Origin of the sequence: Variovorax sp. H27-G14 (assembly GCF_046156345.1) — a bacterium.
Lineage (GTDB): Bacteria > Pseudomonadota > Gammaproteobacteria > Burkholderiales > Burkholderiaceae_C > Variovorax.
Genome location: NZ_JAYLVN010000002.1, coordinates 587255 through 602963, shown reverse-complemented (window position 1 = coordinate 602963; position 15709 = coordinate 587255). Strand labels below are relative to the sequence as shown.

The window sequence follows — 15709 nt, the reverse complement described above, 5'->3', positions numbered from 1 at the left end:
TGCTATCGCCGTCAAAATGGGGGCCATGGATTCTTTGATTGAACGGCTTTCCGACTCGGTTTCCTCGGCCAAGACCCTGGAAGACCTCGCCCGCCCAATGCTCGAAATGCTGGAGGTGGTAACGGGCCTGGAGTCGACCTACCTCACGACCATCGACCTGGACAAGGGCCTGCAGCACGTTCTGTTTGCCCGCAATGCCGGCGCCATGACGGTGCCCGAAGGCGCCTCGGTGCGCTGGACCGACACGCTGTGCCGGCGCGCCCTGGAAGAAGGCCGCACCTTCACCGACGACGTCGCCAACTGCTGGGGCGACTCCGAGGCGGCCCGCGCGCTGGGCATACAGACCTATGTGAGCACGGCGGTCCGAACCGACGGCAGCGGCCTCTTCGGCACCCTGTGCGCCGCCAGCGGCACCAAGCGCCCGCTGGCGCCCCATGCGGAAGCGGTGTTGCACCTGTTCGCGCGGCTGATCGGCCAGCAGGTGGAGCGCGAGCTGCTGGTCGTGGAGCTGCGCAAGGCCAACGCCGAGCTGGCCGCCCGCGCTTCTACCGACGCCCTCACCGGCCTGCCCAACCGCCGCTCGCTGCTGGACACCCTGCGCCGCCTGCTTGCCCAGGGCGAGCGCGAGGGCCGCAGCGTGCTGGTCGGCTTTATCGACATGGACGGCTTCAAGAAGATCAACGACCTGCACGGCCACGACATCGGCGACGAGTTTCTGTCGGCCATGGCCGGGCGGCTGTCGGCCTCGCTGCGCGCGAGCGACGTGCTGGCGCGCTTCGGCGGCGACGAGTTCGTGGCGGTCGGCCTGGGCCCGCCGCACGAAGAATCGCCGCGCACCGCCGCGCGCGCCCTGGCGGACCGCCTCGGCGAAAGCACCATCGGCGAGCTGCGGCTGAACCACACCACGCTCGACTACGGCGGCGCCAGCGTGGGCGTGGTGGCCGTCGACGCCACCACCACCTCCGCCGAGGAAGCCCTGCGCCTGGCCGACGACGCCATGTACGCCGTCAAACGCAACCGCCAGAGCGCGGCCGGCGTCGCGCAAGGGTCTTCCGCCTGAATGAACAACCGGCTGCTGCGCCTTGAAAACGCCCTGGGTTCGCTCAAGGCGCGCATCACGATGGGGGGAATCATGGCGCTGGTGCTGGGCATCGGCGTCATCACCACCATCCTGGTGGGGCGCACCGAGCATGACCTGCTTGAGTCGCAGCAGCAGCACGAGCTGAGCGAGGCGGTGCGCACCGCCTCGCTGCTCGGGCACAAGGTGATTCTTCTGCAGCGCGGCCTGGCATCGGTGGGCGAGGTGCTGGACGCGCCCATGCTGGCCGACCCGGTGGCGCTGCACGAGTTCATGCGCACCAAGCCGCTGCTGCAGACCTTTTTCGCCAGCATCTACGTGGCCGCCCCCGACGGGCGCGTGCTGGTGATGTACGACGAAAAAGGCGTCTACCGGCCCGAGCTGAACATTGCCGAAGGCCCCAACTTCCGCCGCGCGATGGCCGAGGGCCGCCCCATCATCAGCGACCCGCTCATGGGCCCGCTCACCGGTGAGCCGATCGTTGCGTTCACCCAGCCGGTGCGCAATGCCACGGGCATCTATGCGGTGCTCGGCGGCACGCTGCGGCTGTCCAGCCGCAACCTGCTGGCCGGCGTGGCCGACCTGAAAGAGACCGACACCGGCGCGCTGATGGTCGTTACCGATGCGCAAGGCCGCATGCTCACCCACCCCGACCGCCGCCGCCTGCTGCAGCCGATTTCCGAGGAGCCGCGGCTGGCGCAGGCGTTCCTTGCATGGAAGGCCGACGGCAGCCCGGTGGAGCCGCAGGGCCTGATGCTCCCCCAGCCGCACGAGATCACCAGCGCCGCCGGCGTGCCGGGGCCCGACTGGATGGTGTGGCGCACGCGCCCTGAAATCGAAGTGCTCGCACCGGTCAAGTCGGCGCGCAGGCAGGCCATGCTGTGGGCCGGCAGCCTGGTGGCCGTGGTGTCGGCCGGCATGTTCCTCACCCTGTGGTGGCTGCTGCAGCCGCTCATGCTGCTGGAGCGGCGCGCGCACCACATGTTCGACGGCGTCATGCGCCCCGAAGACGGCTGGCCCAAGGCCGACGGCGAAATCGGCCACCTCGCCAATGTGCTGCGCGACGTGGGCGTGCAGCGCGCCGAGCTGGAGCGCCTGAACGGCGAAATGATCAGCAAGCTGCGCTCGGTGATGCGCTCGGCGCCCATCGGCATCGCATTCATCCGGGACCGGCGCTTCGAACTGGTGAGCGACGAGCTGTGCCGCCTGCTCGCCTACGACGACAGCGACCTGCTGGGCCAGCCGGTCGACCTGATCGTGGTGCCGCCGGAAGACGACCAGCCGGCGCTGGCCGCACTCGAAAAAGAAGCCTTTGCCACCAGCAATTCGTATGTGGGCGAGTGCCGCATGCAGCGCGGCGACGGCACCCGCTTCTGGGCCCGGCTGCGCAGCCGGCCGGTCGACCTGGCGCACACCGACTTCGGCTCCATCTGGACGGTGCTCAACATCGACGAGCAGCGCAGCGCCCGCAAGGCGCTCGAATGGTCTGCCGCCCATGACGGCCTGACCGGGCTGGCCAACCGCCAGCGCTTCGATCAGCACGCGCGCCGGCTGATCGAGGCGCGCCCGGCATCGCTGCCGGCGGCCATGGTGTTCATCGACCTGGACCACTTCAAGGAAGTGAACGACACCGCCGGTCACCTCTCGGGCGACGCCATGCTGCGGGCCGCGGCCGCGGCCATCATGTCGCGCGTGCGCTCCAACGACCTGGCCGCGCGCATCGGCGGCGACGAGTTTGCGCTGCTGCTGGAGCAGTGCACGCACGAGGCGGCGGTGCGGGTGGCCGAGGACATCGTGGCCTCCATTTCCGCCATTGCCCTGCCCTGGCTGTCGGGCAGTCTGCATGTAGGCGCGAGCATTGGCGTGGCGAGCCTGTCGGACGAGATCGATTCGGTGGAAGACTGGATCTCGGCGGCCGACGCGGCCTGCTATGCGGCCAAGGCGGCCGGGCGCGGCGTGGTGCGCGCCGGCCGCGCCCCGCTCGCACCCCTCGCGCCCCGCGCGCCCACCCCCGCCCGCGCGGCCAATTCCGCTGATTCCGCCGATTCGAGCGAGACAGCCGACAGCACCGACGACTGATTTCGAATCCGAAAAGTGTGTCGGGCCGTATCAAAAGCGTAGGATTTGTGCATTCCGTCATCAAAGCGCGGGAATGCACGCTAACCCGTCCCCGAATTCAGACAGTAGGCGGCGCAAAGTGCATCTATAAGTTCACATTTGTTGTCAACGGTTAATCGATCCCAGAGAATGCTTCGACATGGAAACAGGCGCCTTCATTGAGTATTACGAGAGGAACTCCTGCAGTTCCCAGTGGCTGGAATTCAATCGTGGCATGGCCCTCGAGCTGAGCGCCGGCCTGCCGCCCGAGGACCTGCGGCAGCTGTTCTTCCGTGTCGGCCAGCGCTTCGCACAGGCCCTGCCCAACCCGCCGTGCGCCACCCTCGATGAGCTTCAAGAGCAGTTCAACGCCCGCTGGAACGGCATCCACTGGGGCTTTACCGTGCTGAGCGAAGACGCCGAGGGTGTCGCCATTGCCCACGCCTGCAGCCCGATTGCCGCGGCCTTTGGGCCCGCAACCACCAACTGGAGCGTCGGCTTTTTCGAAGGCGTCTACCAGGCCTGGTTCGACGCACAGCACATGCCCGCTGAGCTTCGCGTGCAGGCGCTGCAGCCCGACGCGGAGGCCGGCCCGCGCATCGACCTGCGGTTGAAAAAGGCGCTGCCATGAGCGCCTTTGCCAACTGCCCCCAGCAAGCACGCACCGCCAAGTGCCGTGAAGAGGTTACCCATTGAGCAACGCCGACGAACCCACCCCCGAAGACATTGCCGGGCTGTTCCGAAAGTTCGGCGGTGATGCCCATGGCTACAAGGAATTCGCGCCGCCCGACAGCGAGGCCGAAGCGCCCCGCGCCTGGCCGCTGATCACCGGCGAGAAAATCTCCCATCCGCCGGTGCCGGTTACCGCGCCGGTTCAAAACCCAGTGCACCTGGCGCCTGCCCCGGCCCCGGCTCCAGCGCCCTACTTCGCCCCGGTCGCCGCTCCGCTGCCTTTCACCGCGCCGATGGCGGCGCCTGTGGCCGCGCCGCAAGCGCGCATCGAGCCGGTGCTGCGCCCGGCGATGCTGACGCCCGCACCTGCGCCTGTACCTGCACCTGCTCCCCTGTTTGCACGCGCCTTCGCACCCGCTCCCGCGCTGGCACCGCCGCCGCCCCTCCGGTCGGCCCCAGGCACGCCGGTCGACAGCGCCGCTGCCGCCCAGACGCCGCTCGCGCAGCTCTTCGAGCGGCTCGTCACGCCGCAGCCGCCAGCCCCGCCGCCCGGCCCCATGTCCCGCTGGCGAAGGCCGACGTGACGATGGTCGTCATTCCTGTCATCTCCTCCAAGGGCGGCGTCGGCAAGACCACGGTCACGGCCAATCTCTGTACCGAGCTGGCCCAGCGTGGCCGCCAGGTGCTGGCCATTGACCTCGATCCGCAGAACGCGCTGCGCTTTCACATTGCCAGCGAGCCGCAGGCTTGCGACACCGGCCTGGTGGAGGCCGCCACCGGCCAGATGCCCTGGGCACGCGCCATTCGCTCCGCCCATGGCGGCGTGATGCTGCTGCCCTTCGGCGACGTCGACGACGAGCGGCAGATCGCGTTCGAGCAGCAACTGGCCCACAGCCCCAACTGGCTGGCCGAGACGCTGACGCGCTTCGGGCTGCCCAGCGACATGCTGGTGGTGCTCGACACCCCGCCCGGCCCCACGGTCTACCTGCAGCAGGCGCTGCGCGCGGCGCATTTCAGCGTGGTGGCGGTGCTGGCCGATGCCGGCTCCTTCGCCACCCTGCCCATCATCGAGCGCATGCTCGACAAGTACGCCCGCTCGCGGCCCGACTACTTCGGCACCGGCTACGTGGTGAACCAGATCGACCCCGGCAAGCGCCTGAACCATGACGTGTTCGATGCGCTGCGCCAGCGGCTGCGGCCCGACCTGCTGGGCGTGCTGCACCTGGACCAGGCCGTGCCGGAGGCGCTGGCCTCGGCGGTGCCGGTGCAGCGCTACGCCCCCATGAGCCAGGCCACGCAAGACATAGCAGCCTGCGCCCAGCGCCTGCTGGAGCGCATCGCCCTCGGCCAGCAGCAGTTGCAGAACCACCTTTCTCCGCGGATGGAACCGACCCGATGAAAAGCGACCCGTCCGCCCCGCAGGAGCAGCCCGCCCCGCGCCCCGCCCCCGCCTTCATGCGCCTGCTGCCGGTGCGCATCCTGGGCTGGATCGCGGCCCTGGTGATCCTGCCGGCCGTGATCATCGCGCCCATGACCTTCGAGCAGCAGATCGTGCTGTCGGTGGGCATCTTCGCGGCGGCGCTGATCACCAACCGCGTGAAGGGCCGCTTTGCGGGCCTGGTGCTGATCTTTCTGTCGGTTGTCGTGTCCTCGCGCTACACCTACTGGCGCGTGACCGAAACCATGTTCATGGACAACCCGGTCGACCTGATGCTGGGCATCGGCCTGCTGATGGCCGAGGTGTACGCGTTCATCGTGCTGCTGCTGGGCTACATCCAGACCGCCTGGCCGCTGGAGCGCAAGCCGGTGCCGCTGCCGGAAGACCCGGCCGAGTGGCCCACCATCGACCTGTTCATTCCCACCTACAACGAGGCGCTGTCGGTGGTGCGTTCCACCGTGCTGGCGGCGCAGTCGATCGACTGGCCGCGCGACAAGATCAAGATCTTCGTGCTGGACGACGGCCGGCGCGAAGAATTCCGCGTGTTCTGCGAGGACGTGGGCGTGACCCACGTCGTTCGCGACAACAACCGTCACGCCAAGGCCGGCAACATCAATGCCGCGCTGAAGAACACCACGGGCGAGTTCGTCGCCATCTTCGACTGCGACCACATTCCCACGCGCTCGTTCATGCAGATCGCCATGGGCTGGTTCGGGCGCGACCCGAAGCTGGGCATGGTTCAGCTGCCCCACTATTTCTTCTCGGCCGACCCATTCGAGCGCAACCTGGACACCTTTGGCACGGTGCCCAATGAGGGCGAGCTGTTCTACGGCCTGATCCAGGACGGCAACGACCTGTGGAACGCCACCTTCTTCTGTGGCTCCTGCGCGGTGCTGCGCCGGACCATCGTGGAAGAAGTGGGCGGCATCGCGGTCGAAACCGTGACCGAAGACGCCCACACCGCGCTGAAGATGCACCGCCGCGGCTACAGCACCGCCTACCTGGCGCTGCCGCAGGCCGCCGGGCTGGCCACCGAAAGCCTGTCGGGCCACGTGGGCCAGCGGATTCGCTGGGCGCGCGGCATGGCGCAGATCTTTCGCATCGACAACCCGCTGTTCGGGCGCGGCCTGCACTGGGCCCAGCGCCTGTGCTACGTGAACGCGATGCTGCACTTCTTGTACGGCCTGCCGCGGCTCATCTACCTGACGGCGCCACTGGCGTACCTGTACTTCGGCGCGAGCGTGATCCATGCGTCGGCGTCGATGATCTTCGCCTTTGCGCTGCCGCACATCCTGCACGCCAACCTGACCAACAGCCGCATTCAGGGGCGCTTTCGCTACCTGCTGTGGAACGAGGTCTACGAGGCCGTGCTGGCCTGGTACATCTTCCGCCCCACGCTGGTGGCGCTGATCAACCCCAAGCTGGGCAGCTTCAACGTGACGGCCAAGGGCGGCCTGATCGAGAAGGAATATTTCGACAGCACCATCGCCAAGGCCAGCCTGGTGCTGCTGGCGCTGAACTTCCTGGGCGTGTGCCTGGGCGTGTGGCGCCTGACCTGGGTCGACCCGCAGAACATTGCCACCGTGTGGCTGAACCTGGCCTGGACCATCTACAACCTGATGATCCTGGGCGCCTGCGTGGCGGCGGCCAACGAGTCGCGCCAGCTGCGCGGCGCGCACCGGGTGGAACTGGACGTGCCTGCCACGCTGTACTTTGGCGACGGCCGCTCGCTGCGCTGCCACACCTTCGACTTTTCCAGCGGCGGCCTGGGCGTGGAACTGCCCCAGGACATGAAGCTCGACCTGGAAACCCCGGTCGAGGTGGCGCTGTACCGCAACGACCAGGAGTCGCGCTTCTCCTCCACCGTGCGCTTCAGCAGCGGCAAGCGGCTGGGGCTGCGCTTTGCGCCCATGAGCTTCGCTCAAGAGCGCGCGCTGGTGCAGTGCACGACGGCGCGCGCCGACATCTGGGCCGCCCGCTGGGGCAACCATCCGCGCGTGCCGATCCACCGCGTGCTGGGCCACATCATCAGCATCAGCGGCACCGGGTTTCGCGACATGTTCAGCCATTACTACCGTACCGCCGCCGCGCGGCTGCGTCCTGCCAAAACGAAGGAATCCACGTGACGACCACCCTGCGCACGCACCGCCGCGTCGTGCCCTCTGCTCGCGTGGCCCTGCCCTCGCCCTCCCTCTCGCAGATCAACGCCACGCTGCTGACAGTGGCGCTGGCCGCCGCCTTCACTGCCTTCGCTGTGTCCCCCCTCGGCGCCCAGGCCCAGCCTCGTCCGTTGGGGCCGCCGCCTTCGACCAGCCAGCAAGGGCCGGGCGGCGCCGCTGCCGCAGCCCCGGCCCAGGCTGCGCCGGCCGTGCCGGTCGTGCACACGTCCGCGTTTGCCGGCGCCGGTGCACCCGCCGCCACGCCGGTCGCCGGCACGGTGCGCGAGCTCAACCTCACGCAACTGGGCATCGACTACGCGGTGCAACTGCGCGGTATCAGCGGCACGGTGGGCATTCCGTTCAACGTGCGCGCCGACGAGCTGGTCACGGCCGCATCGTTCAAGCTGAACTACGCCTACTCGCCCTCGCTCATCCCCGAGCTGTCGCACCTGAAGGTCACGGTGAACGATGTGCTGGTCGCCACGCTGGCCGTGAACCGCGCCGACGCGGGCAAGCCCCAGACGGCCGACATTCCGATCGACCGGCGCCTGATCACCGAGTTCAACCGCATCAACGTGGAGCTCATCGGCCACTACACGCGCGAGTGCGAAGACCCGTCGCACACCAGCCTGTGGGCGCGCATCGACGCCACCAGCACGCTGAAGCTGACGGTGGCGCCGCTCAAGCTCACGAACGACCTGGCGGCACTGCCGCAGCCGTTCTTCGACCGGCGCGACGTGCGACGTGCGCGCATTCCCTTCGTGTTCGGCGCGCCTGCGGCAGGCCCGGTGCTCGAAGCGGCCGGCGTGGTGTCGTCGTGGTTCGGCGGACTGGCCGACTACCGTGGCGCAACCTTTCCGGTGTCCAACGGCGAACTGCCCACCGGCCATGCCGTGGTGTTCGTCACGCCGGAGTCGAACATTCCCGGCCTCACGCTGCCCGCCATCCAGGGCCCGGCGCTGGCCGTGGTCGACAACCCGCAAGACGTCAACGGCAAGCTGCTGCTGGTGATGGGCCGCACCCCGGCCGACCTGCGCACCGCCGCCGCCGCGCTGGCGCTGAACAGCAAGGCTTTTTCCGGTGCCCAGGCCGCGGTCACCGCGTTCCAGGAGCCGCCGGCGCGCAAGCCCTACGACGCCCCGCGCTGGGTGCCCAGCGACCGCGCCTTGCAGCTGGGCGAACTGGCCGCCGCCCCCGACCTGTCGGTGACCGGCTACAACCCCGACGTGGTGCGCATCAACCTGCAGCTGCCGCCCGACCTGTTCACATGGCGCAGCCGCGGCATTCCGCTGGACCTGCAGTACCGCTACACGCCGCGCGTGCGGCCCGACCAGTCGACGCTGAACGTCAACGTCAACGACAACTTCATCGGCGGGCTGCCGCTGCGCTCGGCCAACCCGGCCGGCGACCGCTGGTGGAACCCGCTGGCCGTGAAGCTGATGCCCGACGGCACCATGTCCGAGCGCAAGGAAGTCATCTTGCCGCCGTTGGCCATGGGCCCGCGCAGCCAGCTGCGCATGCACTACTACTTCGAGCCCGTGGGCGGGCGCTGCGTGCCGCAGCTGGACAACGTGCGCGGCTCGATCGACCCAACCTCCAAGATCGACGTGTCGGGCTTCCCGCACTTCATTGCAATGCCCGAGCTCGCGGCCTATGCCAACGGCGGCTTCCCGTTCTCGCGCATGGCCGACCTGTCGGACACCGCCGTGATCCTGCCCGAGCAGCCCGACAACAGCGACACCGAAACCTACCTCGGCCTGCTCGGCCAGATCGGCCGTGCCACCGGCTACCCCGCGCTGCGCGTGAAGGTGGGCCGCTCCAGCGAAGCCGCGCAGTGGGCCGACAAGGACCTGCTGGTCATCGGCAACCTGCAGAGCCAGCCGCTGTTCACGCAGTGGGCCGACAAGATGCCGCTCAAGCGCAACGGCAACGCGCCAGAGCTCAAGCTGAACAGCTGGATCGACAACGCGGTGGACTTCGTGATTGGCGCGCGCACCCGCCAGGACTTGCCCGGCGCCATGCAGATCGCGGTAAGCGACGACGGCCGCGACGCGGTGCTGGCGGGCTTCGAGTCGCCGCTGCGCAGCGGGCGCAGCGTGATCGCCGCCGTCACCAACGCGGGCTCCAGGGAGTCGCTGCTCAATGCGCTCATGACGCCCGACCTGCTCAAGAGCGTGCAGGGCAGCATGACCATCGTGCGCGACACGCAGGTCAACAGCGTGCTGGGTGGCGACACCTACTACGTGGGCCGCCTGCCGCCCTTTGCCTGGGTGCAATGGAACCTGTCGCGCAGCCCGCTGATGCTGGGTGCGCTGGTCATCGTGCTGGCCCTGCTGGGCGCGGCGGTGTCCTATGCGGGCCTCCAACTGCGGGCGCGCCGTCGCCTGTCGGTCAACAAGGCCAAATAATCTGTTCATGCGACGTTTGCCGATACTGCCCCCCTCCGAACGACTGGCGAGCCGACGCGCCCTGCTGACGGCTGCCGGCCTTGCGCTGACGCTGCCGAAGCTGGCCGGCGCGGCGCCGGCTGCCGCGCCGGCATCTGGATCTGCGTCCGCTGCATCCGCGGTGCCGGCCAAGCCTGCCGCGTCCGCGACGGCAACTGCGGCCTCCGCGGCCACGGTGCCGCCCGCCACACCCGTGGCCGCGCCCGCTCCCGCTCCAGTCACCCCGCCCTGCCACCCAGCCACCGACTGGGTCGCCTTTTCGTCGCGCCACATCCAGCCCGACGGCCGGGTGATCGACTTCAACACCGCGCAGCAGCAGTCGACCTCCGAAGGGCAGTCTTACGGCCTGTTCTTTTCGCTGGTGCACAACGACCGCGCCGTCTTCGCGCGCGTGCTGGCCTGGACCGAGGCCAACCTTGCCGGCGGCAGCCTGGCCAAGCAACTGCCGGCCTGGCAATGGGGCCGCAAGCCCGAAAGCGGCTGGGGCGTGCTCGACCCCAACGCCGCGTCGGACGCCGACCTGTGGATCGCCTATTCGCTGATGGAAGCCGGCCGGCTGTGGAACGACGCCAACTACCGTGCGCTGGGCCGCAGCGTGCTGGCCATGGTGGTGCGCGACGAGGTGGTTTCGCTGTCGGGCCTGGGCCGCATGCTGCTGCCCTGGCCCAAGTCGGTGGCCAGCGGCGCGCAGTGGCGGCTCAACCCGAGCTACATGCCGCTGCAGTTGCTGCGCTACTTTCAACAGGCCGACCCGGCCGGCCCGTGGCACGAGGTCACGGAGAACACGCTGCGCATGTTCGGTGGCGTCACGCCCAAGGGCTTTGCGCCCGACTGGTGCGCCTGGTCGCCCGCCGATCGCGCCTTCGTGGCCGACCCGCTGAAGGGTGTGACCGGCAGCTACGACGCCATTCGCTGCTACCTCTGGGCGGGCATGCTGTCCGACAAGGATCCGGCCCGCAAGATGCTGCTGCTGAACCTGCGCGGCCCGCGCGTGCTGCTGGCCGACCACCAGCCGGTGCCCGAGTACGTCGACACCGTGAGCGGTGCCGTGCGCGGCATGGCGCCGCTCGGTTTTGCGGGCGCGATGCTGCCCTACCTGAAGGCGACCAACGACACCGACGCCTTGGCCGCGCAAGTGGCCCGGGTGCCGGGCGGCCGCGTGGTGCCCGTGGCACCCAACCCCGGCGCGCCGCCGGTGGCGCCCTTGCCTTATTACGAGCAGTGCCTGTTGCTGTTCGGCCAGGCCTGGCTCGACGGCCGGTATGAATTCGGCCGCAACGGCCAGCTGCAAACCTCATGGAGAACGCTATGCCGTCCCAATCGACCGGCGTGAAGCCGCAGCGTCGCTCTTTGCGCGCGTTCCGCTCGCCATTGGTTCCGGCGCGCCTGTCTTCGCAGACCCAGCAATGGATGGCCTGCCTGGGCATGCTGGCCGCGCTGTGCACCGGCAACCCCGCGCACGCGCAGGCCGATGCGGCCGCCGCGCTCATCGAGCAAGGCAACTACTGGCAGGCCCAGGGCCGCGCCGACCTGGCCGAAGAAAGCTGGAAGAAGCTGCTGACGGTCGACCCGCGCTCCGCCGACGCGATGTACGGCATGGCGCAGGTCGAGCTGTCGCGCAACAACGCCGAGCCCGCGCGCGCCTGGATCGCCCGGCTGCGCACCGCCAACCCGAACGACCCGCGTTTGGCCCGCCTGCAGCAGCAGTCGCAGCAGCCGGCCGGCCAGCAGAGCGCGCTGCAGCGCGCCCGCGCCGCCGCGCGCGCCGGCCGTGCCGCCGAGGCCGTGGAGCTGTACCGCAGCCAGTTCGACAACCGCCCGCCGCCCGAAGCGCAGGCGCTGGAGTTCTATCAGGTGCTGGCCAGCACGCCCCAAGGCGCCGAAGAAGGCCGCAAGGGCCTCGAGCAGCTGGTGAAAGACCACCCGGAAAACGCCAGCTACCGCCTTGCGCTGGCCCAGCAGAAAACCTACAGCGAGCCCACGCGCCGCGCGGGCATTCGCGAGCTGGTCGAGCTGACCAAGCAGCCCGCCGTGGCCGGAGCCGCGCGCGCCGCCTGGCGCCAGGCGCTGATCTGGCTGGACGGCCGGCAGCCCGACGTGCCGCTCTACCAGGACTACCTGGCCAACAACCCGGCCGACGCGGCCGTGGCCGCGCGCCTTGAAACGCTCACCGCCGCCAAGACCGCCGCCGCCAATTCGCCCGACGTGCCGCTGGGCGAAGGCTTCAAGGCGCTGGAACGCGGCGACGCCAGCACCGCCGAGCAGCGCTTTCAGCAGGCGCTGCGCGCCAAGTCCGACGACAGCGAGGCGCTCGGCGGCCTCGGCCTGGTGCGGCTGCGCCAGGAACGCTTTGCCGAAGCACAGGACTACTTGGAGCGCGCGGTGCGCAGCGGCGGCAGCAAATGGAATTCGGCGCTGCAAAGCGCCACCTACTGGACGCTGGTGGGCCAGGCCCGCGCCGCCCAGGGCAAGAACGACCTGCGCGGCGCGCAGGCCCTGTACGAACGCGCCGTGCGCATCGATGGCCGCGAACCCGTGGGCCAGAACGCGCTGGCCGACCTGCGCGCCGCCGCCGGCGACTACGCAGGGGCCGAGCAGGGCTACAAGCGCGTGCTCGAGAGCAAGCCGCAGAACACACAGGCGCTGCGCGGTCTGATCTCCGTCTACGGCCAGAGCGGCCGCCCCGACGAAGCACTGGCCGTGGCACGCCGCCTCACGCCCGAGCAGGCGACGCAGCTCGGTGGGCTGCGCGACATTCAGGTCGAGCAGGCACGCAACCGTGCCCGCCAGCAGGCGGACGCCGGTGACGCCGCCGGCGCACAACGCACGCTGGAAGACGCGATGCTCGCCGCCCCCGACAGCCCCTGGGTGCGCCTGGACCTGGCCAACATCTACCGCAAGCAAGGCATGGTGTCCGAAGCGCGCGGCGTGATGGAAGGCCTCTTGATGTCGCAGCCCGACATGCCCGACGCGCTCTTCGCCAGCGCGCTGCTCGCCTCCGAAACGGGTGATGCGGCAGCGGGCATTCAATACCTCGAACGCATTCCGGCCGGCTCGCGCACGCGCGAAATGTCCGGGCTGCAACGCCGCCTCTGGGCCCAGTCGCAGGCCGCGCGTGCGCTGGCCTTGGCGCGCCAGGGCCAGGTCGATGCCGCCCGCGGCGTGCTGGCCCAGGCCGAGTCGGCACTGAGCGCCGACATGCCGGCCGAGCTGTGGGGCCAGTTGGCCGGCGCCTACGCGGAAATCGGCGATGCGCCCCGCGCGCTTGCCATGAGCCGCCAACTGCTCGCGCGCTCGCCCACGCCGAGCATCGCCGACCGGCTGCTGTATGCGTCGGTGCTGCTCAAGACCAAGCAAGACATCGAGCTGTCCGCCGTGCTGCGCCAACTGGCCAGCGTGAACATGACGGCCAGCCAGCGCAGCGACTTCGACAGCCTGCGCGTGGCCTTTGCCCTGCGCCAGGCCGACGCGCTGCGCGAGGCCGGCAACCTGGAGGCCGCCTACAACGCCATGGCGCCGGTGCTGGCCGAACGCCCGAACGACCCGCAGGCCATGGGCGCATTGGCGCGCATGTACTCGGCCGCGCGCGACGAGACCCAGGCGCTGGCGCTGTACCAGCGCATCCTGCAGCGCAACCCGACCGACCTCGACACCCTGCTGGCCGCCGCGGGCAGCGCCAGCGCGCAGCGCGAGCACAGCGAGGCGGAGAACTACGTGATGGCCGCGCTGAAGCAGGCGCCCGACCAGTCGCGCGTGCTGGCCGCGGCGGGGCGCGTGTACCGCAATGCCGGCGACAGCCGCAAGGCCGAGCAGTACCTGCGCGCGGCGGTGGACGCCGAACGCCAGGTGGCGTCGGGCGGCTTCGCGCCGGGCGGCGCGCCGATGCAGATGGGCGGGGGCAACCCGTTCGCCGGCATGACGGGCGGCGCTCCGGGCGCACCAGGCGCAGCCGTGCCCGCGGGCTACCCGCCAGCCAATGGCAACCCATTCGCGCAGGCGCGCATGCAGCCGGTGTCGTACCCGGGTGCGGCCGTGGCGAACCCGGGCTACCCGCAGCAGGGGTACCCACCGGCGGGTTACCCCGTGGCTGGCTACCCAGCCGCGCAGCAGCAGGCCTACCCCAACTACCCCGTGGCCGGCGCGCCCAACGCCTACCCGCCCGGCGCCATGCCCTGGGGTTCCACGGCACCTGCTCCGGCCGCCAAGGGCCGCGCGTCGACCGCCAAGGCCAACACCCGCACCGCGCGCAACAACGCGAACGGCAACGTGCCGCAGGCCTCGGCCTACGTGGCACCCTCGATGCAGCCGATGCAGCAATACCCTGTGCCCGGTACGCAGCAGGTCGCGCCGGTCTACATCCCGCAGGGGCAACCGCAGGGCGGCGGCTACCCGGCTTACCCGCAGGCCAATGCGGCTTACGCCCAGGCCAATGCGCCCCGCGAGCCCAGCTGGAACTCACCGTTGCGCACCGCGCCGGTCAACCCGCTGGTCTCCGAGCTGCAAGACCTGGAATCGCAGCGCGCCGTGAGCCTCACCGCCGGCACCGTCTACCGCAACCGCGCGGGCGAGGCCGGCCTGAGCCGCCTGTCGGACTTTCAGTTGCCGGTGCAGGCACGCTTTCCGGTCGGCGAAGGCAAGATCGTCGTGGGCGTCACGCCCACGGTGCTCGACGCCGGCACGCCCACCAGCGACTACGCCACCGCCAGCCGCTTTGGTGCCGGCCCTGCCGCGGCCATCAACGCGCTGCGCAGCGGCACGGAAATCAACCAGCAGAACGCCAGCGGCGTCGGCCTGAACGTGGGCTACGAAGGCAAGAACCTGGACGCGGGCATCGGCACCACGCCGCTGGGCTTTCCCACCACCAACGTGGTGGGCAACGTCACGCTGAAGGGCAGCTTCGGCGACTCCTGGAACTACAAGGCCGACTTTTCGCGCCGCGCGGTGACCGACAGCGTGCTGTCGTTTGCCGGCGCGAAGGATGAGCGCACCGGCGCGCGCTGGGGCGGCGTGGTCGCCACCGGGGCGCGCGGCGACTTGGGCTACGACGACGGCACCTACGGCGTGTACAGCTACCTGTCGGCGCACGGCATCACCGGCAAGAACGTGGCGAGCAACTCGCGCTTCGAGACCGGCGGCGGCGCCTACCTGCACCTGATGAACAGCGCCAGCTCCAAGCTCACGCTGGGCATGAACATCGGGCTGATGGGCTACGACAAGAACCTGAGCTACTACACCTTCGGGCAAGGCGGCTACTTCAGCCCGCAGAGCTTTGTGAGCGTGGCGTTTCCGCTCGACTGGACCGGCCGCGCCGATCGGCTCTCGTGGCGCCTGAACGCGTCGCTGGGCGTGCAGTCGTTCACCCAGAAGTCGTCGCCCTACTTCCCGACCGACGCCACGCGCAACGGCGAAGCCGCCCGCGCCGCCGCCATTGCGCTGGGGCTGGGCCTGAGCAGCAGCGTGTACAACAACACGTACGCCAGCAGCTCGAAGACCGGCCTGTCGTACAACCTGGCCGGGGTGGTGGAGTACCAACTGGCGCCCAAGATGTTCCTGGGCGGCGCGCTGGGCTTCAACAACGCGCAGAACTACCGGCAGTTCACCGGCAGCCTGTACCTGCGCTATGTGTTCGGCGGCTCCAGCAACATCGGTGCGCCGGGCTATGGCAGCGGGAGCGGCACCACGCTGAACCCGATGACCTCGCCGTACACGCCGCTGCTCTGATGGGGGGGACGGGCGCGGCCCGTCAGATCAAGACGGGCATCGGGGCGCAGTGCCTCGATGACCTGGCTGGCCTCTGTGGCCTGGACGGACCTCAGTG

General features: G+C 69.7%; 9 protein-coding genes. All 9 read left to right on the top strand.

The features are described from left to right. Positions 1 to 25: 25 nt before the first annotated feature. On the top strand, positions 26 to 1060 hold the full coding sequence (locus tag VLK31_RS08330; RefSeq protein WP_409167903.1) for a diguanylate cyclase: 1035 nt from the start codon (positions 26 to 28) through the stop codon (positions 1058 to 1060). Then, positions 1061 to 3157, top strand: coding sequence for a diguanylate cyclase (locus VLK31_RS08325; RefSeq protein WP_409167902.1), 2097 nt, complete (start codon positions 1061 to 1063; stop codon positions 3155 to 3157). It begins immediately after the preceding gene. Positions 3158 to 3335: 178 nt separating this feature from the next. Beyond that, on the top strand, positions 3336 to 3806 hold the full coding sequence (gene bcsD / locus VLK31_RS08320; protein WP_409167901.1) for a cellulose biosynthesis protein BcsD: 471 nt from the start codon (positions 3336 to 3338) through the stop codon (positions 3804 to 3806). Between the two features lie 61 nt (positions 3807 to 3867). After that, positions 3868 to 4431, top strand: coding sequence for a BcsR/BcsP family cellulose biosynthesis protein (gene bcsR / locus VLK31_RS08315; RefSeq protein ID WP_409167900.1), 564 nt, complete (start codon positions 3868 to 3870; stop codon positions 4429 to 4431). A gap of 2 nt (positions 4432 to 4433) precedes the next feature. After that, a complete protein-coding gene (gene bcsQ / locus VLK31_RS08310) occupies positions 4434 to 5246 on the top strand; it encodes a cellulose biosynthesis protein BcsQ (protein WP_409167899.1) in 813 nt (270 codons plus the stop codon). Continuing rightward, entirely contained in the window at positions 5243 to 7411 is a 2169-nt protein-coding gene (bcsA, locus tag VLK31_RS08305) for a UDP-forming cellulose synthase catalytic subunit (protein ID WP_409167898.1), read from the top strand. Before bcsQ ends, bcsA begins: the two co-directional genes overlap by 4 nt. Then, positions 7408 to 9852, top strand: coding sequence for a cellulose biosynthesis cyclic di-GMP-binding regulatory protein BcsB (gene bcsB, locus VLK31_RS08300; RefSeq protein WP_409167897.1), 2445 nt, complete (start codon positions 7408 to 7410; stop codon positions 9850 to 9852). Before bcsA ends, bcsB begins: the two co-directional genes overlap by 4 nt. 7 nt (positions 9853 to 9859) lie before the next feature. Then, positions 9860 to 11224: a cellulose synthase complex periplasmic endoglucanase BcsZ gene (gene bcsZ / locus VLK31_RS08295; protein ID WP_409167896.1), complete on the top strand. Its 1365-nt coding sequence runs from the start codon at positions 9860 to 9862 to the stop codon at positions 11222 to 11224. Further along, complete coding sequence (locus VLK31_RS08290) at positions 11200 to 15612, top strand: cellulose synthase subunit BcsC-related outer membrane protein (protein WP_409167895.1); 4413 nt, start codon at positions 11200 to 11202, stop codon at positions 15610 to 15612. Before bcsZ ends, VLK31_RS08290 begins: the two co-directional genes overlap by 25 nt. The last annotated feature ends 97 nt before the right edge of the window (positions 15613 to 15709 follow it).

Excerpts from the sequence above, each read along its gene's own strand:
- VLK31_RS08325 (WP_409167902.1), top strand. The coding sequence starts at position 1,061 with ATGAACAACCGGCTGCTGCGCCTTGAAAACGCCCTGGGTTCGCTCAAG.
- bcsZ (WP_409167896.1), top strand. The coding sequence starts at position 9,860 with ATGCGACGTTTGCCGATACTGCCCCCCTCCGAACGACTGGCGAGCCGA.
- bcsQ (WP_409167899.1), top strand. The coding sequence starts at position 4,434 with ATGGTCGTCATTCCTGTCATCTCCTCCAAGGGCGGCGTCGGCAAGACC.
- bcsA (WP_409167898.1), top strand. The coding sequence starts at position 5,243 with ATGAAAAGCGACCCGTCCGCCCCGCAGGAGCAGCCCGCCCCGCGCCCC.
- bcsD (WP_409167901.1), top strand. The coding sequence starts at position 3,336 with ATGGAAACAGGCGCCTTCATTGAGTATTACGAGAGGAACTCCTGCAGT.
- VLK31_RS08330 (WP_409167903.1), top strand. The coding sequence starts at position 26 with ATGGATTCTTTGATTGAACGGCTTTCCGACTCGGTTTCCTCGGCCAAG.
- VLK31_RS08290 (WP_409167895.1), top strand. The coding sequence starts at position 11,200 with ATGCCGTCCCAATCGACCGGCGTGAAGCCGCAGCGTCGCTCTTTGCGC.